This is a genomic window from Marinobacterium ramblicola, from assembly GCF_019084545.1.
Classification (GTDB): domain Bacteria; phylum Pseudomonadota; class Gammaproteobacteria; order Pseudomonadales; family Balneatricaceae; genus Marinobacterium_D; species Marinobacterium_D ramblicola.
Genome location: NZ_JAHREP010000016.1, coordinates 34,593 through 53,902 on the forward strand (window position 1 = coordinate 34,593; position 19,310 = coordinate 53,902).

General features: G+C 60.5%; 14 protein-coding genes. 4 read left to right on the top strand and 10 right to left on the bottom strand.

The window, feature by feature from the left end:
* Positions 1–123: 123 nt before the first annotated feature.
* A complete protein-coding gene (glpD, locus tag KQ940_RS13515; RefSeq protein ID WP_217414204.1) occupies positions 124–1,662 on the top strand; it encodes a glycerol-3-phosphate dehydrogenase in 1,539 nt (512 codons plus the stop codon).
* Positions 1,663–1,746: 84 nt separating this feature from the next.
* On the opposite strand, the gene KQ940_RS13520 is transcribed toward glpD, so the two are convergent.
* From KQ940_RS13520 to KQ940_RS13535, 4 genes are read right to left on the bottom strand one after another with little or no spacing between them, the layout of a single operon-like run.
* The gene (locus KQ940_RS13520) at positions 1,747–2,628 is read right to left on the bottom strand and encodes a Tim44 domain-containing protein (protein WP_217414205.1); all 882 of its coding nucleotides are present in this window, start codon (positions 2,626–2,628) and stop codon (positions 1,747–1,749) included.
* Between the two features lie 38 nt (positions 2,629–2,666).
* Entirely contained in the window at positions 2,667–3,566 is a 900-nt protein-coding gene (locus KQ940_RS13525) for a DMT family transporter (protein WP_217414206.1), read from the bottom strand.
* On the bottom strand, positions 3,566–5,263 hold the full coding sequence (locus KQ940_RS13530; protein ID WP_217414207.1) for a potassium channel family protein: 1,698 nt from the start codon (positions 5,261–5,263) through the stop codon (positions 3,566–3,568). The genes KQ940_RS13525 and KQ940_RS13530 overlap by 1 nt, the downstream gene beginning before the upstream one ends.
* A gap of 4 nt (positions 5,264–5,267) precedes the next feature.
* Entirely contained in the window at positions 5,268–5,651 is a 384-nt protein-coding gene (locus KQ940_RS13535) for a DUF6394 family protein (protein WP_217414208.1), read from the bottom strand.
* Between the two features lie 195 nt (positions 5,652–5,846).
* Between KQ940_RS13535 and KQ940_RS13540 the strand changes: the two genes are divergently transcribed.
* Complete coding sequence (locus KQ940_RS13540; RefSeq protein ID WP_217414209.1) at positions 5,847–8,699, top strand: insulinase family protein; 2,853 nt, start codon at positions 5,847–5,849, stop codon at positions 8,697–8,699.
* Positions 8,700–8,716: 17 nt separating this feature from the next.
* On the opposite strand, the gene KQ940_RS13545 is transcribed toward KQ940_RS13540, so the two are convergent.
* Together KQ940_RS13545 and sbcB are read right to left on the bottom strand one after the other, a co-directional pair.
* Positions 8,717–9,100: a hypothetical protein gene (locus KQ940_RS13545; RefSeq protein WP_217414210.1), complete on the bottom strand. Its 384-nt coding sequence runs from the start codon at positions 9,098–9,100 to the stop codon at positions 8,717–8,719.
* Complete coding sequence (sbcB, locus tag KQ940_RS13550) at positions 9,069–10,523, bottom strand: exodeoxyribonuclease I (protein ID WP_217414211.1); 1,455 nt, start codon at positions 10,521–10,523, stop codon at positions 9,069–9,071. Before sbcB ends, KQ940_RS13545 begins: the two co-directional genes overlap by 32 nt.
* 66 nt (positions 10,524–10,589) lie before the next feature.
* Between sbcB and KQ940_RS13555 the strand changes: the two genes are divergently transcribed.
* Both KQ940_RS13555 and KQ940_RS13560 read left to right on the top strand, forming a co-directional pair.
* Complete coding sequence (locus KQ940_RS13555; protein WP_217414212.1) at positions 10,590–11,018, top strand: YchJ family protein; 429 nt, start codon at positions 10,590–10,592, stop codon at positions 11,016–11,018.
* A gap of 232 nt (positions 11,019–11,250) precedes the next feature.
* Positions 11,251–13,833, top strand: coding sequence for a DUF349 domain-containing protein (locus KQ940_RS13560; protein ID WP_217414213.1), 2,583 nt, complete (start codon positions 11,251–11,253; stop codon positions 13,831–13,833).
* Positions 13,834–13,888: 55 nt separating this feature from the next.
* Here KQ940_RS13560 and phbB read toward each other — a convergent pair whose 3' ends face one another.
* The 4 genes from phbB to KQ940_RS13580 all read right to left on the bottom strand — a co-directional run bounded on the left by phbB (position 13,889) and on the right by KQ940_RS13580 (position 19,306).
* The gene (gene phbB / locus KQ940_RS13565) at positions 13,889–14,638 is read right to left on the bottom strand and encodes an acetoacetyl-CoA reductase (RefSeq protein WP_217414214.1); all 750 of its coding nucleotides are present in this window, start codon (positions 14,636–14,638) and stop codon (positions 13,889–13,891) included.
* 179 nt (positions 14,639–14,817) lie between these two features.
* Positions 14,818–16,161 (bottom strand): MATE family efflux transporter, encoded by a 1,344-nt coding sequence (locus KQ940_RS13570; protein WP_246590059.1) that lies wholly within the window; start codon positions 16,159–16,161, stop codon positions 14,818–14,820.
* Between the two features lie 125 nt (positions 16,162–16,286).
* The gene (locus tag KQ940_RS13575) at positions 16,287–17,603 is read right to left on the bottom strand and encodes a DUF1329 domain-containing protein (protein WP_217414215.1); all 1,317 of its coding nucleotides are present in this window, start codon (positions 17,601–17,603) and stop codon (positions 16,287–16,289) included.
* A gap of 35 nt (positions 17,604–17,638) precedes the next feature.
* Positions 17,639–19,306, bottom strand: coding sequence for a DUF1302 family protein (locus KQ940_RS13580; RefSeq protein WP_217414216.1), 1,668 nt, complete (start codon positions 19,304–19,306; stop codon positions 17,639–17,641).
* Positions 19,307–19,310 lie beyond the last annotated feature (4 nt).

A 19,310-nucleotide genomic window follows, 5' to 3' on the forward strand; every position in this document is an offset into this window, starting at 1 on the left:
AAAATATTCGTTTTTGATTGATAATTTTCGTATTCGAACACTATAGTAATGACAGCAACGCAATGCACTCTTTCAAATCAGCTATAGATCCAGACCCGCGGTCTGGGGTGGAGACTTCAAGGCATGACGTCGAAAACAGCGGTTCAGGACCTTATCGTTATCGGCGGCGGCGTTAACGGCGCCGGCATAGCGATGGATGCCGCCGGACGCGGCCTCAAGGTGACTTTGTGCGAGATGGATGACCTGGCCTCCGCCACCTCATCCAACAGCAGCAAGCTGATCCATGGCGGCCTGCGCTATCTTGAGCACTATGAGTTCCGCCTGGTCCGGGAGGCGCTGGCCGAGCGCGAGGCACTGCTGCGCAACGCCCCCCATATCATGTGGCCGCTGCGTTTCCGTCTGCCGCACCGCCCCCATCTGCGCCCGGCCTGGATGATCCGTGCTGGTCTGTTCCTGTACGATCACCTGGCGAAACGGGAACTACTGCCCGGCTCCCACGGTATTCGCTTCGATTCAAACTCGCCGCTGGCCGGCCATATCACCCGTGGCTTCGAATACTCCGACGGCTGGGTCGACGATGCCCGCCTGGTGGTGTTGCTGGCAAAAGCCGCTGTGGAGAAAGGTGCCGAGATCCGTACCCGCTGCCGCTGTATCAAAGCCCGGCGTGAAAACGAACTCTGGGCGGTTACGCTGCGCGACGAAAACACCGGCCGTCAGGAAACCCGGTATTGCCGCGCGCTGGTCAACGCCACCGGCCCCTGGGTCAGCAAACTGTTTGAAGAGACCATGGTGACCCCGCCGCCGAAACAGATCCGCATGGTCAAGGGCAGCCATATCGTGGTACCCCGCATTCATGACGAACCCGACGCCTACATCCTGCAGAACGAAGATAGCCGCATCGTGTTCGTGATCCCCTACGAAGACAACTTCTCGCTGATCGGTACCACCGATGTCGACTACAGCGGGGATCCCCGCCAAGCCGAGATCTCGCCGGAAGAGATCGATTATCTGATCTCGGTGGTCAATGACCACTTCAAGCACCAGATTAGTCATAGCGACATCGTCTACAGCTACTCCGGTGTCCGGCCGTTGATGGATGAGGAGGGTGGCGCGGCGCAGAAGGCATCCCGCGACTACACCTTCGAGGTGGATACCGGTCCCGGCAGGGCCCCGCTGCTGTCGGTGTTCGGCGGCAAGATCACCACCTACCGCAAGCTGGCGCAGGCGGCCACTGACGCCATCTGCAAATATTTCCCGGAGGCGGGTGCCGCCTGGACCAAGAGCGCCACACTGCCCGGCGGCAACTTCGAAACCCAGCAAAGCCTGCAAGCGGCCCTGGAGCGTCAGTTCCCCTGGCTACCACTGGCGCTGGCACGCCGCTTCACACGCACTTACGGAACCCTCAACCACCAGATTCTTGATGGTTGCCGCTCGATGGAGGACCTCGGTCCCTCTTTCGGTGCCGGTCTGCATCAGCGTGAAGTGGATTACCTGGTGGAGCATGAATGGGCGCAGTCGGTGGACGACATCATCTGGCGCCGCACCCGCCTGGGACTTTACCTACAAACCGGTGAGTGCGAAAAGCTCGAGCGCTATCTGGACAGAGTGTTAGGTAGGGAGGGGTGTTGCTTTCCGGGACACGCTGTGAATACATCCCTGTAAGCTCGGCGCCGGCATCCCTGCCGGCGACGGTCCCGGAAAGCAACACCCCACCCTACCTTGGAACGTTCGGTACGAGACTCCGACCTATTTGGGCTGCTCGATACCGACGATAAACCAGTCGGCGCTCTCCACCGTCATGTCGCGGCTGAGGTGCCAGATCTCGCTGAACTCGGCGGTACCGCCCTGCTCATCTTCACGCAACCAGCCGTAGAAGTGCAGGCTGACGATCACCTGGCTCTGCTCGTCGATGAAGTTGATCAGATCCGCCATCACCGACACCACTTCGGTGTGCTGACGCTCAGGGAAACGGGCGCGCTGCGCCTTCAGCTCCTCGAACAGCTCGGGCGAGGTGTAGCTGCGGATCTCATCCCAGTTGCTCTCGTCCCAGGCCTTCTGCAGGCTGCTGAAGTGGTTGCAGGCCTGGTCGAGAAACGCCTTTTTGTTGAACCACTCCGGCAGCTTCAGCTCCGGCTCGGCCAGTGCACTGCCGATACCGCCATCGTAGATCGGCGGCTGGGGCTGCTCGCTCTGCGCGCGCCACTGCGTATTCTGCTGCTGATTCGAACTACCCATGCCAGCATAGGCGGGTTGTTGCGACTGACGCCGCCCGGCAAACAGCTTGAACAGCACAAAGCCGATCAAACCGAAGATCAGGATATCCATCAGTTGGATCCCTTCGAACGCGCCGCCAAAGAACAGCGCGCCCAGCAGACCGCCGGCCAGCAGTCCACCCATCAACCCACCGAAACCGCTACGACGCGGCGCCGTGGCGGTCGTCTGCGTCGGAGATGTGGGCGACTGAGCATCCTGCTGCTTGGTATAGGTGGGGGTCGGCGACACCTTTTTCGGTGCGGTATAGCTCTTGCCGAGGGAAAAGCCGCCGCCAAGGCGTTTGGCCTGGGCCTCCTCCATCGGGATCAGGAAGCTGAGCAGGATAACGAAGATGCTGGTAGTCAGGGTTCGCATTGAAGCTCCTTTAGAGTTTCTTTGTGTCCGTCACGCCCTCATGAGCGTTTGGATTGCAGCTTACCGGTTGTTTTCGACAAAGTCGCCAAATAGATGCCGGTGAAAATAAGCAGCATGCCCAGCGCATGATAGAGATGCAGCGTCTCACCGAGAAACAGCACCGACAGCAGCACACCGAACAGTGGCATCAGGTGGATGAATAGACCGGCGCGGGCGGCGCCCAGTTCAGCGACGCCGCGGTTCCAGAACAGGTAAGCGAGGATCGACGGGAAGATCGCCATATAGGCCACGGCCGACAGCACCGAGGGCGACCACTGCAGTGCGGTCGCGCTGTGTTGCTCGTTCAGCGCAAAGGGCAGCAGTGCCAGCACGCCGATCAGCACATTGCAGGCAAACAGGGTAAATCCATCCAGCTCAGCCGGTCGCCAACGCAGGGCCAGTGAGTAGAGCGACCAGGTCAGCACCGCGGCACCGATCCAGATATCGCCAGGGTTGAAGCTCAGGTTCAGCAGCATCTCCGGGTCCGCCCTGGTTATCAGGACAGCCACTCCCAGAATCGAGATCAACACACCCAACCACTGGCGCCCGGTCGTGGGTTCTCGCAGCAGAACCGCGCTGAGCAGCAGTATCACCACCGGAATCGCCGACTGCATCAGGGCGCCGTTGGAGGCGGTAGTGTCCTGCAGGCCGATGTAGAGAAAGGTGTTGAAGTTGGCGACGCCGAGAATCGACAGTACCAGCAGAATCGGCAGGTGTCTTAGCAGCACGGACCTCTGCCGCCACAGACGCGGCAGCGCCCAGGGCAGGATCAACAGCAGTACCAGAGACCAGCGCAGCAGCGCCAGCGTCACCGGCTCTATATCGGCATGAATGGCGCGGGCGCTGACCAGGTTTCCGGCCCAGAACAGTATCGTCAGCGAGAGCAACAGGTAGGCCATCAGTTCTTTGCTCGACCGCCGACCCAGCGCTGGATAGCGCTTTGCGTGGCATCCTCGCCGGTCAGAATAAAGTGCAAGGTGTTGTAGTTATGCGTGGTCCACTCGAACTTCTGCATTGCTCGCTTGCGGCCGCATAACAAAATCTCGTCACCCGGCTCCAGCAGCGTCAACTCGCCTGGCAGTGCTTTCACCTCACCATTTCGACGCAGCATCAGCGGGAAGCAGTCCAACATCTCGCGCCGGTCATGCGGGTTCTTCAGCAGTGAAATCAGCTTAACCTGTGCGCCCTCATCGAGCTTGCACTTGATCGCCGGTGCGGAGATTTCATCTATCCGGATCGAGCGACTTTCCAGTGCCTCATCCCCTACGGTCGCACTCATTCGATTGATAAGGGTGTGAGCCCACACCTCATCCTGCTGCATCAGATGATCCAGGAATACGGACAACAGCGGCGTCTTCAGCTGAGCCAGAATCTGCGCGGAGATGATCTTGCCCGGCTGCATGATGAAGTCACAGCGGGAGTTGGCGAACACCAGCTCATTGGCGCTCAGGTTCTGGCGCACCACGGTGGTCAGCCTGGGGTTAAGCTGCCGTGCGGTCATGATGATCGACAGGTTGTCGGCATCGTTGGCGGTGCCGGCAACAATGCCCACCGCATCCTCCACCCCGGCCTGCTGCAGGGTGATCGCCTCGGTGCCGATACCGAGCACCGCACCGCTCATGCCGCGGATGTTGTCCGGAACAGGATCGATAACGGTGATCTCCGTTCCTTCCTGCTGCATGTTGCGGATGATATTGCGACCGAAGCGACCATAACCGCAGATGATCCAGCGCCCCTTTTCACGGCGATAAATACTGGCAAGACTGCGATGCTCGGGGTTCATCAGCCAGTCGTATACCAGATGCCGATGGGGACTGTGGGCGGCCAGCGCAACATACTCGGCATAGGTGCGGAACGGATCGACAATCATGTCGGTACCGAAGGAGGCCAGGTTAGCACTGGTGATATCGTTCTCCGAACGGCTGATCACCATCCGTTTGGGCGACAGCACCTTGCTGGCTATAGAGATGGCCAGATTCACATTATCGCTGTTGGTCAGCGCCAACACGCCGACGCAGTGCTTGTTCTGCAAACCGGCGAAATCAAGGATATCGGGCAACGACGCATCGGCACAGAGCGCCGGCACCGGCAGCACCAGACCATCGAGCTCCAGCGAGTCGATCCGTTCCTGGTCGATATCCACCACCACCGCCCGCACGCCGTGGTCGATCAACTCCTTGACCACATGGCTGCCGGTCACACCATAGCCGCAGACCAGGTAGAAGCGTTCATGCAGGCCACGCACTTCGCGCACGAAGCTGCGCAGGCGGCGCAGGCGGATAAAGCTGGAATCCTGAAACACGGTCAGCGTGGTACCGATACTGTACAGCCAGGCCACCACGGAGGAGTAGATGGTCACCAGCGTCCACATCCTCTGAGCACTGGTGAACGCGTAGGGGATCTCGCCAAAACCGATGGTCGAGCCCATGAACGACACGAAGTAGAAGGCGTGGAAAAAATCCATGTGCCAGACATTACCGGCGTCGTCACGCCCCGGTATCAGCGTGAAACCCAGCACTGAGACCGCGTAGACCACGATCAGCGTGATCAGCGGCGTACGCAGGCGGCGCAGCAGCACATACAGGATATCGTTCATCGAATCAGCGCCGGATCAGGACCGTCTCGACCATCAGCAGTATCACCGAGGTAATGTTGGCGACCAGAGCCCCGCCGGCAAAGGAGACCACGCTGGCCATCACCTCCGCTTCCAAACCGGACGCGGCAATATGCTCGCCGTATCCCCAGATTCCGGCGGCAACGATCAACTGCAGGTCGGCCACCAGACTGGTGGCCAGCATCAACGCACCGAGATGGCTGCGGTCACCAAACTTGAGGACGGTACAGATCAGGCTGACCACCAGGGCCAGGAACAGCTCGAACACATCGTGGTGGTCGGGATTATCTATATCACCGATGAAGAAACCGAAGTTCAACGTCAGTGCCAGAACAATAAAGAAAGCGAAGATCACCTTTTCGCGATTCATCCGTGCAAACTCCTTAGGTACACTCTCGCCGATTACTTTCATCGATTACTTTCATCGATTGTATAGGCAGTCACCCAACGCATACCAGCGGAACCCCGGGGCAACTGCTAGAGTCACAGCAGTGTATCTGAACATCGCGTCCGGGGCTGCCCGGGCGGCAGCAAACCACCCAACAGGATCGGGAAACACGTGCGAATGCAGAGACTTAGTTCAAGACTGGTACAATTCACCCTGCTGATTTTCATCGTACTGGCGCTGCCGGTACGCGCAGCGCTGCCGATCCAGAGCCCTAACGACAGCCGACAGTACGAGGTGTTCAGCCTGCCCAACCGGCTGCAGGTGGTGGTGGTGTCCGATCCCAACACAGACAAGGGCGCGGCGTCGCTCGCCGTTCAGGCCGGCAGCGGAGACGACCCCAAAGGCAGAGAAGGCCTGGCCCATTTTCTTGAACACATGCTGTTCCTGGGTACCGAGAAATACCCGGAGGCGGATGCCTATCAGCAGTTCATCAGCGCCAATGGCGGCAGCCACAACGCCTACACCGCCTTCGACCACACCAACTACTTCTTCGATGTAAAGGCGGATGCCCTGCCCGACGCCCTGGATCGGTTCGCCCAGTTTTTCATCGCCCCGCTGTTTACCCCCGAATACGTGGATCGCGAACGCCATGCGGTGCACTCTGAGTTCAAGGCCAAGATTCGCGATGACGGCCGCCGTCTGTACGTGGCCGGCAAGCTGGCGATGAACCCGGACCACCCCTACAGCCGGTTTGCCGTCGGCAGTCTCGACACCCTTGCCGACCGCCCGGACAGTCCGGTGCGCGACGATCTGATCAAGTTCTACAACAGCCACTACTCCGCCAACCTGATGACGCTGGCGGTGGTCGGTCGTCAGTCAACGGCCGAGCTGCGCCGCCTGGTCGAAGAGCGCTTTTCCGCGGTTGCTGACCGCAACCTCGAAGCCCTTGATATCAAAGCCTCGCTGTACAAAACGGCCCAGCTGCCGATTCAGCTGGACGTGGTGACGCTGATGCAGACCCGTCAGCTCGAGCTCAGTTTCCCGATCAAGCCGATACGCCAGTACTGGGACAAAAAACCGGTCAACTACATCGCCAGCCTGATCGGCTACGAGGGCAAGGGCAGTCTGTTGAGCCTGCTCAAGCAGAAAGGCTGGGCCCAGGCACTGGGCGCATCGGCAGGGATCGACCTGGACCACCAAGCCAGCTTCGATGTCGGCATCGAACTGACGAAAGCGGGTCTTGAGCACTACAACGAGGTAGTCGAGCTCTTCTTCAGCTATGTCGATGCATTGAAGGACGCCGGAGTGCGCCGGGAGCTGTATCAGGAGGAGGCGCAGCTGGCCGCCACCGACTTCCGCTTCCGTGAACCGCGCGAACCGATTCATGAGGTCACCAACCTCTCGCTCAGCCTGGCACGCTACCCCAGCACCCATCTGCTGGACGCGCCCTATCGCTACAGCGACTTCGATCCCGAGTTGATCGAGAGCTACCTGGAGCAGCTGACGCCGGACCGTCTGGTACTGCTGCGTGCAGCGCAGAATCTGCCGACCGACCAGCGCACCCCGCTCTACGAGATCGACTACCGGCTCGGCAAGCCCGACCGCCAGGCACTGACACGCTGGCACACACCGAAGCCGGATCAGCAGCTCTATGCGCGCGGACCGAACCCCTTTGTCGCCCAGAATCTGGAGCTGCTCGCCGCCAGCGACTCAGCCGATCAGCAACCGCAGCGGATCTGGCAACGCGAAGGCGGTGAGCTTTGGTTCCTGCGCGATACCAGTTTCGGCGTACCGCGCGCCAATCTCTACCTGGCCCTGCTCTCCGGCTCGGCCAACGCCAGCCCGAAAACCGCGGTGTTGAATGAACTCTCTAGCCGCATGCTCAAGGACCGGTTGAACGAGGTGCTGTACGATGCCAGCCTGGCCGGTCTGTCCGCCGATATCTACGACCATGCCCGCGGCATCAGTCTGCGCCTGGCCGGCTACAACGATCGTATGCCGCTGCTGCTCGACGCGATCCTGGACGCCGCCAAACAGTCGCCCAGCTCCGAAGCCCGCTTTGCCCGCATCAAGCAGGCGCTGAGTGAAGAGCTGGAGAACGCCCGCAAGGAGAAGCCCTACACCCAGACCTTCAGTACGCTTTACCGTTCACTGATGCCGCAGTGGACCGAGGAGGAGCAGTTGGACGCGTTGGCGCCGCTGACCCTGGCCGACCTGCAAGCCTACTGGCCGGCGCTGTTCAACGACGTGCATCTGCGCGGTTTGGCCCACGGTAACCTGACCGAAGAAGCCGCCCGGCAGATGGCACAGCAGGTCTACGATACCCTGCTCAACGATCGTCCAGCCGCCGCGACGCCGCGGCTGCCGGTGGTACAGCTGCCCGCGGGACGGACACTGCATACCACCCTGCAGATCGATCACAACGATTCGGCACTAACCCTGTACATGCAGGGTCAAAACACGGAGCTGGAGACCCGCGCCGAGGTGGCGCTGCTCAACGAGATCCTCGCCACCCCGTTCTACAATCAGTTACGCACCGAGCAACAGCTGGGTTACATCGTGTTCGCCAACTACCTGCCGCTGAGCGAAGTGCCCGGTCTGACCCTGGTGGTGCAGTCCCCGGTGGCCGACCCGATCCAGCTGGAGCGAGCCTACAACCTGTTCCTCGAACAGATGCAGAGCGCGCTCGCCGAGCTACCCGAGCAGGCACTGGAGGGGTTCCGTCGCAGCCTGATCTCCCGCATCGATCAGCGTGACAACTCGTTGAAGGAGCGCACCTCTCGCTTCTGGCGCGAACTGGATCGAGAGAACACCGCGTTCGACACCCCGGAAAAGATGATCGCGGCGGTGCAGCAGGTGACGCGGGAGCAGCTTGGCGAGCGGTTGAAACAGCTTCGCTCTCGCCAGCTGGCGGTGCGCAGCTTCGGCAATGAAAACAATCATGGGGATAGCGGCAGCGACGATCGCGCGCTGCTGGACACGCTCAAGGCTGACCAGCGCTATGTACCAGGCAGCGCGGCACTGCCCTGATCGAAGGTAAGGGTGGGTTAAAGCTCGATTACGTTACGATGGGTACCGAAAGGCGGCGGCGGGGTCAGTTCCGGACCCGGCGCCCCCTCCGGCAGGAGATCAAGCTCGGTCGGCAGTTTGGCGTCGCGCTCGATCTGAGCGAATACCAGGTCTTCACCGGTCAGCGGCTTAACCTTGACCGGCTCCACGACGATCTCATGAACCGGCAGTGGCGCGGAGGGCTCGATGACGGTGACCTCGGGCAGTGGCGCAGGGGCCCCCACCTCGATCACCAGGTAATCCAGTTCCTCTGAATACTTTGACGACGGTTGTTGCCCCGCCGCCTGCACCATGCCCGACGTGGTTACAGCACAAAGCAGCGCTGCGAGGCTAAAACTCCATCGGGTAGATCGATTCAGCATAGTAAGCCAGTTCTTCCAGTATCTGCCGGTCCCGTTCCGAAGTTGTCGGCAGCTGCGCCAGACGGTTGAGCTCGTCATAGAACTTCGGAATGGTCAGGTAACCGTTGTTGTCCTCATCAAGCAGCTTGCGTGAGCGGTACTCCTCCCAACGCTGATGCTCCTCTTCATGCAGCGCCTGCGGGTAGTTGCGTGCCTTGTAACGCAGCAGCATCTCCTCCAGACGCGGATCCTGGAACGGCAGTTCCAGCATACCCAGCTCCTCGGGCGCGGCACTGCGCACCTGCTCCATCAGCCCACGGTCGCTGTCGCTGAAAAAGCCGCCACTGTAGAGCATATGGTCCGGATCTCCATCCGCCGGTGGATGATCCTCGGTATACAGCGCCGCCAGTTTCGCCTGCAGGCCAGGCTCCGCGCGCAGCAGCGCCAGATGGCGACGACAGGTATCGCCGTCGATATTGAGCCGGGCGGCCTCGGCAGCGTTCAGCATACCGGCAGGCGCGACGATCGGGCAACGGTTGCTGTGCAGCAGTTTCAGTGCGATCTCCGGCGCACCCGCCGGACGCTGGTCATGCCGGGTATAGAGCAGCTCGCGGATCTGCTCGACGCTGAGCTCGAACAGCGGTGTCGGATCCACGCGCAGATCCCAGACCACCGCCGCGTTGCGATTGACCGGGTGCCAGCACAGCGGTGCCACCACCGCGGCGTTACCCCACTGCACCGGATACTTGGAGGAGATGTGCAGCACCGGCTTCATCGCCGGCACATCGAGCAGCGCCTGTATTGCGCGCTTGCCGCGATTGTTCAACACATAGCTGAACAGCTTGGGCTGACGATCGCGCACCAGCTTGGCCACCTCGATGGTGGCGTAGACATCGGACAGGGCATCGTGCGCCTGTTCGTGAGACAGGCCATTGGCCCGGCTCAGGTCCTCCAGACGCAGGCTCGGCGTGCCATCCTCATACTCGGGCCAGTTGATCCCCTCTGGGCGCAGTGCGCGGGTCAGGCGCAGCATGTCGATGATGTCCCAGCGCGAGCAACCGTTCTGCCACTCGCGAGCATAGGGATCGTAGAAGTTGCGGTAGAGGGTATAGCGCGTCACCTCGTCGTCGAAGCGGATGCTGTTGTAGCCGACGGCACAGGTACCGGGACGCGACAGCTCGGCGTGGATGGCGCGGATGAACTCCGCCTCGCACACTCCCTCCTCCAGCGCCTTCTGTGGTGTGATACCGGTGATCAGACAGGCCTGAGGGTGCGGCAGCAGATCCTCGGACGGCGCGGCGTAGATCACCAGCGGCTCTTCGATGATGTTGAACTCGGCGTCGGTACGCACACCGGCGAACTGGACAGGCCGATCGCGCTTGGGGTCGGTGCCGAAGGTTTCGTAGTCGTGCCAGAAAAAGGTTTCGGTAGCGTTGGCTGCCATCTCGGATCCGTTTCGGTGCTTCATGTATACTAGCCGCACACACTACCATCGAAAGGGATCGCACGCATGCTTCACGATACACTGAACAGTGACCAGCCCTGCCCCTGTGGCTCAGGCCGTACGTTCAACGCCTGCTGCGAACCGGCCTTGAGCGGCGTAACACCTGCCGCCACGGCGGAAGCGCTGATGCGCTCGCGCTACAGCGCTTTCGCTCTGGGTGCTGTGGATTACCTGATCGACACACTGGCCCCGGAAAAGCGTCAGCCGGGCGAGGCCGAGCTGCTGGCCGAGCAGACCCAGGTCACCACCTGGACCGGCTTGACGATTCTCGATACTCAGGCCGGCGGACCGCAAGATAGCATCGGTGTGGTCGAGTTCGAGGCACGCTTCGACTCAGGCCCCGATCATGGAGTGCTGCATGAGCGCTCCCGTTTCCGACGGGAAAACGGCCGCTGGCTCTATGTGGATGGTGATGTTCAACTGAAGCGAGTCTGAGTGACAAAGTGAGCGCCCGCTTTTAAGCGCCTTGTCAAGGCTTTTCCTGTGCGACCCGAGCCCGGTAGAATAGCGACCCGCCTAACAGGGACACGCTGATATTGTCAGTACGCCGGAGCAAGGAGCCGCCTACGCGCATGGTAAGCACATGGTAAGTAGGCAGTTACGCCCTCTCTGCTGTCTGGTTCTCCGATTGAGTAACCGAGCGCAAAGCGCCGGTCTGTGGTGATTGATGTTTGTAAATCTGTTCAAACCCAAGTGGCGTCACTCCAGTGCAAGCGTCCGTGCTAATGCCGTTGCTCGTCTGCGCGCTGACCGTCCCGGTCACATCGACATCCTGCGCCGGCTACTGCTGGACGACAACAGCAGCGAAGTTCGTCGCGCCGCACTGGATCGTGTCGACGATCCCGAGCTGCTGATTCAGGCACTGGTCTCCGAGCAGGATCAGGAGCTGCGCATCCATGCTGCCACTGTGATCGCCAGGCACCTGGACCCGCTGCCCGAACCGCAGCAACGCAGCTGGCTGGAACGGCTGCCGGAAACCACCGGGCTTGCCGCACTGGTACTCTGCGATGCGGGTAGGCAGATTCAGCATCTGGCGCTGTCCCTGATCGAGGATCAGACCACCCTGCTCTCCCTGGCGCTGCGCGGCTCCACCGCCCAGCTGCGGCGAACGGCAGCGGAGCGCATCACCCGGCTCGAGTTGCTCGATACCCTCTGCCGAGAAAGTCGCGGCAGCGACAAGACGGTACACCGTATTGCCCGCGATATGCTCCAGGCCTACAAGGATCGAGAGCGGGAACAGCAGGCGCTGGAGCAGAAACAGCGGGAGCTGCTCGCTACCTTGGATAGCTTGGTCAATGGCTTGGACCATCAGTATTTCCAGGCCCGCTTCGATGTCATCAGCCGCGAGTGGGAACAGCTTCCACGCAGCGCGACCCTTGAGTCCGAGTTTCAAACCCTGACCCAACGCGCGCGCGCCTTCATCGCCCAACAACAGGCTGAACGTGAGCAGCAGGAGGCCGAAACCCGCGCCGCTGAAGCACATCGAGAGGCCTGCCGGTTGCTGGAACAGGAGGCCGACGACCTGTTCGCGCAAGATATCCAGCTCGATGCTCTGCAGTCACTTTGCGACCGGATCCATGAGCTGGCACAGCAGGCTAGCCTGAGCGACAGCCTCAGCAAGCGATTCAAGCAGGCACAGCAGAGCCGATCCGCGCTGGAGCAGCTGGAACTGCACCGGGATCAACTTCTGTCACTGCTGGAACAACCGCTGGAACAGGTTGAAAAAGGCCCGATCGAGAAGCTGCTTGCTGCGATCCGCTGGCCGGGAACCCTGGCCAAGCCCAGCCTGCTCACTCAGGCAGAGCAACTGCTGAAAGCGATCGACAAACGTAAACAGGAGAAGCGCGAGCACTCCGAGAAGATCGCCTCCCAACTGGAGCTGAATCTCAACTCACTGGAACAGGCGATCTCCCAAGGCGAGATCCGCATCGCCGTGCGCTATCAGGATCAGGCTCAGGATCAACTGCAACGCCTCAACGGCACGGCCAACCCGCAGTTGGAGAAGCGCTACAAGTCTCTGATCGCGCAACTCCAGGAGATGAAGGACTGGCAGGGTTTTGCCATTAACGGCAAGAAGGAGGAGCTGTGCGAGCGTATGGAAGCGCTGATCGATGCCGAGATCCCGCCCCAGCAACTTGCCGACCAGATCCGCACGCTGCAACAGGAGTGGAAATCCCTGGATGCCGGCGCCAGTGTACATTCGCACAAGCTGTGGCAACGCTTCCGCAGTGCGGCCGAGACCGCGTACAGCCCCTGTGACGCACACTTTTCCGCGCAACGCCAGCTGCGCGAGCAGAACCTCAAGCAGCGCGAAGAGATCTGCCGTCAACTGAGTCAGTTACTCGACAGCATCGACTGGGACAAGGCCGACTGGCCCGCCATCGAGAATATCTGCCACACGGCAAAACGGGAATGGAAGCTGTTCTCCCCGGTCGACCGTGCGCCCGGAAAAGCGGTTCAAAACAGCTTCAACCAGTTGATTCGCAACCTGGACCAGCGCCTGCGTAACTGGCATCAACAGTGTGCCGAAGCCAAGCGGCAACTGATTTCACGGGCAGCGGAGCTGGCCGAAGCCGAGGATTTCCGAGCGGCGGCCGATGAAGCCAAGGGCCTGCAACGCCAGTGGAAAGCGATAGGACCTGCCTTCCGCAGCGAGGAGCGCGCGCTCTGGCAGGAGTTCCGTAGCCACTGCGATACCATCTTCGAGCGGCTGAAAGAGCACTCAGCACCGGCGCCCCAGATCCAGCTCGATGAAACACCGGCGCCGATGAAGGAGGCCGAGCTGAGCCAGTTCCACTCCTGCGCCGAGATGCTGAGCAAAGCGGAGTCCGCGGTACTGGACGGCGAGACCGACCCGCTCGACAGGATGCTGGAAACCGTGCGCAGCTCGGTCAAGTCGCTGTCAAACCCCTGGCGTGCGGCACTGTTGCAACGTATCGACATCATCGAGCGCACTTTCGAGTCGACCGATGAACTCGAGCTGCAGCTGGCCGACAGCGAGCAGCAGCTGCGTGAACTCTGTATCCGTCTAGAGATCCTGCTCGGACAACCGACACCGGACGAAGACCAGGCCAAGCGTATGGAGTATCAGATGCGCCGCCTGCAACAAGCCCTTGCCGAGCAGAACCAGAATCCGGCCACCGGCGATGTGATCGAACTCGACCTGGAGTGGAAAACACAGCCTTACAGCGGTGTATTCCCCGAGTTGCGCCAACGCTTTGACCAGCTGAAACAACGCACAGGCTGCTAAACGGAAACGACAAAAAAACCGGCGCGCGCGCCGGTTTTTTTTGTCCCCGAAAGGATCAGTGCATGTGCTGACCACCGTTGATGGAGAAGTCAGCGCCGGTGATGTAACCGGACTCTTCATCGGCCAGGAAAGCCACGATGCGGCCGATCTCATCCGGTGTACCCAGACGTCCAACCGGGATGTTGGAGGCGATCTTGTCCAGCACGGCCTGATCGATCTTCGCTACCATCGCGGTCATGATGTAACCCGGCGATACGGTGTTGACGGTGACGCCCTTGGATGCGACCTCCTGTGCCAGCGCCTTGGTGAAGCCGTGGATACCGGCCTTGGCAGCGGAGTAGTTGCACTGACCGAACTGACCTTTCTGCGCGTTGATGGAGGAGATGTTGATAACGCGTCCGAAGCCCTGTTCCAGCATCGGGTTGATCACCAGGCGGGTCATATGGAACATCGAATCCAGGTTGGCACTCAGTACCTCATCCCACTGTTCCCAGCTCATCTTCTTGAAGGTACCGTCGCGGGTGATACCGGCGTTGTTGACCAGTACGCTGATCTCGCTGCCGGTCAGCTCTTTAACGGTCGCCACGCACTTGGCACAGGATTCGGCATCGGTCACATCGCCATACGCCACTTCGATCTCGTAACCGTCGGCTTTCTGCTCCGCCTGCCAGGCCTTGGCCTTCTCGTGATTACCGCCGCTGTTATACCCGGCAACCACCTTGTAACCGGCATCCGCCAGTTTGCGGCAGATCGCTGTACCCAAACCACCGGTACCGCCAGTCACCATTGCTACTTTCTGACTCATAATATCGCACCCCTCTGGTTTCCATTTGAATACCGGCAAAACACCGGCTTTTTTTAATTCTTTGATTAAATTCGTGCGTCTATCCCTATCGCTTGATCATAGTACGATGCGCGCAGGGACCACAACCGCCAGGGTCGTTTTTGCTGAGGACAGGTTAAGAGATAGATTTGACGTACAGGTTACACGCGGGCACAGAGGCGTCGCAGATAGCCGTTCATCCAGGAGTAGGCGATAAATGCGGTGATGCCGTTGGCCAGCACCAGCGCAGCGAACATGCCCGGCAAGCCGAACAGTTCACTGCCCAGCCAGCCCAGGGGCACATACATGATGAATAGACGGAACAGGCTGATACGCATGGCACGCATCGGCTGATGCAGGGCATTGAACGAGGAGGCGCTGAGGAAGGTGATCGCCTGGAAGCCGAAGCCGGCAGGCACCAGCACCATCCATAGCCCCAACCAGCGCGACACCTCCGCATCATCGCTGAACAGCGTCGACAGGGTGCCAGAGAATACGAACAGGGCAAGGAATATCAGCCCCTGCCAGATCAACGCGAAACGTGCAGCACCGATATAGGCGTGGCGCACACGCTCCATCTGCCCCGCGCCATAGTTCTGACTGATGAACGGCGGCAGTGTCATCGACAGCGCCAGACAGACCAGCAGGGAGAGCGACTCTACCCTGTTGCCCACACCATAGGCCGCTACCGCTTCGGCGCCATGCCGTGCAACCACAGCGGTCAACACACCGTTCGCCAGCGGCGTCATCATGTTGGAGAGTGCCGCCGGCAGGGAGATCTTCAGCACCGTACGCCAGTGCTCAATCATCTGCCTCGGCTCCGGTCGGCTCAACAGCAGCATCTGTCGCCGCTGCAGCAGGTAGAGCGCCATCGCCGTGGTCGTCGCCCAGGCCAGCACACTGGCCAATGCCGCCCCTTGAATGCCCAACTGTGGAAAAGGACCTATGCCGAAGATCAGCAGCGGATCGAGTAGCAGGTTGATCAGCGACGAAACCAGCATGATCGCCGCGGAAAAGCGGGTATCCCCCGCCGCCCTGAAGATGCTGTTGCAGACCATGTTCAGCACCAGGAACACCGAACCCGAGAACCAGACCGACATGTAGTCATGGATATAGGGCATCAGGTGGGCTTCGGCGCCCATCAGCGAGAACACGGGGTCGATAATCAGGTGTCCGGCACTGCCGATGATCACCATCAACAGCACCGTCATGATCAGGTTATCGGTGGCCATACGCGCAGCATCGGTTGGACTGCCGGCACCGATCAGACGCGCCAGGGTGGCCGAACTGCCGACCCCCAGCCCGATCGCCAGGCTGGTGATGGAAAAAGTGACCGGGAAGGTGAAGGCCAGCGCTGCCATCGGCTCGGTACCCAACTGCCCGACAAACCAGATGTCGACGATATTGAACAGCATCAGGCTGATGATCCCGAGCATCATCGGCAGCGTCATGCGCACCAGAGTCGATCTGATGGGTGCAGCCAGAATATCGAGAGATTGGGACATGCCAGGGCCGGTTCACAAACGGAGCGGCAGTGTACCACACCACCTGAGGCCGGGTTAACGCACAACCGGGATACGAAAAAGCCCGGGCTCTGCCCGGGCAAATCGCGGAAGGGGCCGCGCGGGTATCAGTTACCCGATGCGCGCATGTTCTGCACCGTGAACTTGTCCGCCGGACTCCTCGACGGATCGACGATTCCCTTGAACTGTCCGGTAGTACAGTGCTGCGCCTGGATATCGATCATGCTGAAGGCATCGTCGATCGACACCCCGGTGCCCTTGTTCACCGGCAGGTGGTGGTCGGGATGGGCCTGACCGATGATCCAGTTCTTCCACATATCGCCCTTGCGGTCGTACACCACAGTACGCGGGATGGTGAAGGTCTGAGCATCCATGAAATGGGTACGCTTGCTGATCGGGTGGTTTTCATCCTGAGGTATCGACTCCACCTCATACACCTTGCGCAGCTGCCAGGTGATGTTGGGGAAACAGCCACCCTTGCCACCGAACGCGACGACCTGATAACCATCCTCATCCTGGTGAGTTTCGCTGTCCAGCACCATCTCGTTGTGGTTATAGAACGGCATCAGCATATTGCGCGTGCCTTTATACACCCACTTCATATCGGAGATACGGCCGTTGTAACCCTCGAAGTCCTCGATCATGACATCGGTGCCGAGGAACGCATCGGTGGTCTGCCCGGAGGAGAGACGGCGCACGCGACGCTGGAAGCCGAGGTAGAGATAAGCGTTATCCACCTTGGTGTCGTCCTCGAAGCGGTGGATCAGCAACTGGGTGTTCTTGACGTCGAACGGCTCCAACACCTTCACGTAAATACCGCGGAACAGCTCCGACGGGTTCGGCGTGATCTCCGGGAACGGCGTCTGCTGGGTACGGTGGGTGAAGTTCAGGAAGTTGAAGTCGAACTTGATCGTCCGCTCCTTCTTGCCGCTCTCCATATCGCGCATGGTCCAGTAGAACGGTGAGATGGTGGCGGAGTCGCCCCAGTTGTAACCGTACTTGTAGTTCCACGCCAGCTTCTCGCCGGCACGCGGGTCTTCCATCGACGGCTCCTGCGGGAAGGGACGACCGGCCACGGTCTTGGACAGCTCGCCATAGCCCTCGCCCAGGGTGACGTCGCCCGAGTACTGGCGGGTGGCATCGATATAGCTCTGGTGCAGCGCGAAATCGGTGGTTTCGCCGACCTTGATCTCGGTAGCGCCATTCTTGATGAACATGTACAGACCGGGATCCAACACCTCCCTGAACTGCTCCACGTTGGCCTGGTTGATGGTCAATCCTGCGCTAAGCCCGGAAAAACCAGGCATACCGTTCTTGTACGGAAAAAAGGAGTTCTGGATCACCTCTTCGGAGACCGCAGCAGCCTGCACCCCGCCGGCCAGGGCAGCACTCAGCGACAGAGCTAGAAAGGTTTTCTTCAACATAGTTAACACCTTTGATTCTTGTTATCCACTCAGGGTCAGAAGCTGTAGCGAATGGTGAATTGAATTTCGTCTTCCTGGTTGGCGACACCGATCGGGCCGTTGGTGAAGCGCGCCAGCGGCTCGTAGGTGTCCGCAAAACCGGCCACCGACCAGGGGAACTGCTCGTCACCGCCGAACTTCACGTTCAGCCCCAGGTTGAACATCCAGTGGTTATCCGGGGTCCAGGAGATGCTCGGCGCCACTGCGGTCGCCTTGGCGGCGAAGTCATGGGCGACGATGATCTGCGGGCTCAGACGGTTGTTCATGTACCAGCCCTTGAACAGACCGGTGGCGATCCAGTTGTCCTCGTCGTTGGGCATGTCCGCTTCGTGGTCGAGGATGTGTTCTCCGAACAGCTGACCGGAGATCAGGAACGCACTGGAGGTACCCAGCGCCGGGATCACCAGGTTCTTGTCCAGACCGATCACGTAACGCAGCATGTCGGTCTCCTTGTGACCGTCCAGGTCACGCGGCAGCTCTTCGCCCTCGGTGTAGGCCAGCTCCACGCGCCAGACCGCATCCATGTCCATGGAGTAGTAGTCGATGGCACCGCCGAGCAGGTTGACCCGCGGGAACTTGATGTCGAACACGCCGTCGGTAGCCGGAGCGCCGGTGCCCGGGGCCAGCTCACGGAAATGCAATGACGGCAGCTGCTGGCGGTAGGTCAGCGCGTTGACGGAGAAGGTGGCATCGCCGTAGACGCCCTCCCACTTCATGCCCAACTGGGTGTTGGCCAGGCTCCACTCCGGCTCCTCCACGTCGTGGATGATCGGCACCGGTGCCGTGTAGGGGCCGCCCACCAGCTTGTCGACGTTGATGTAGGAGCTGAAGAAGCAACCGGCATCGAGGATCTTGTAGGACTGGCCGCAGGTGCCCAGGTTGCTCGGGCGGAACTTGTCGAAGTTCCACACCAGCGACAGGTTGGAGTCGTCCAGCACCTGGTTCGGCCCCATCCGCCACTCGGCGGTCAGCATCCACTGCGGGATACGGATATCTTCCAGCTCGTCGTAGATGTTGTGGCGCGAGTAGTCCACCGGGTTGATCACGTCGAGCACACGGAACAGGTCGGTCTTGCCCCAGACCACCTGCTGCTTGCCGAGACGGAAGCTGAGTACGTCGCCGTTGGTCAGCTCCTTGTCGGCGCTGACATACAGCTCGCGGATGAAGTCCAGCCGGTCGTTGAACTCGGGGAACCTGGCGTCACGCTCCTTCTGGTCCATGTAGCCGTCCAGGTTGTCGCACAGAGTCGGATCGTTCTCGCACGGGAAAGGCACCCCGGCGGAGAGAATCGGCACATTGGGGCCGGGGATGGTGGTCGTGGCCGTCCCCGCTGAGTGCCAGTCCTGACCCAGGTAGTCCTGCTGCGCATCCTTGCCGAACTCGTCGTCGTTGAGGTCGTAGACCCCGTCGTAGGTGCCGCGCAGCACACCGTTCAGACGTAGCGAACGGAAACTGTCGGAGTCGAACTTAGTCTCGAACTCAGCCTGGGCGGTGTTGCGGAACTTGGAGATCCCCACATCCTTGCGGTGGTAGGTGGCGTTCTCCACGAACCCGGCCCAGGTGGTATCGGCGGCAGCGACGTGCTGCGCGGTGAGCCCTCCGGCCAGGGCGGCGGCGACCGCCACTGCCAGGGGGGTGGATGTCGTTGTTATTGTTTTCGACATATCT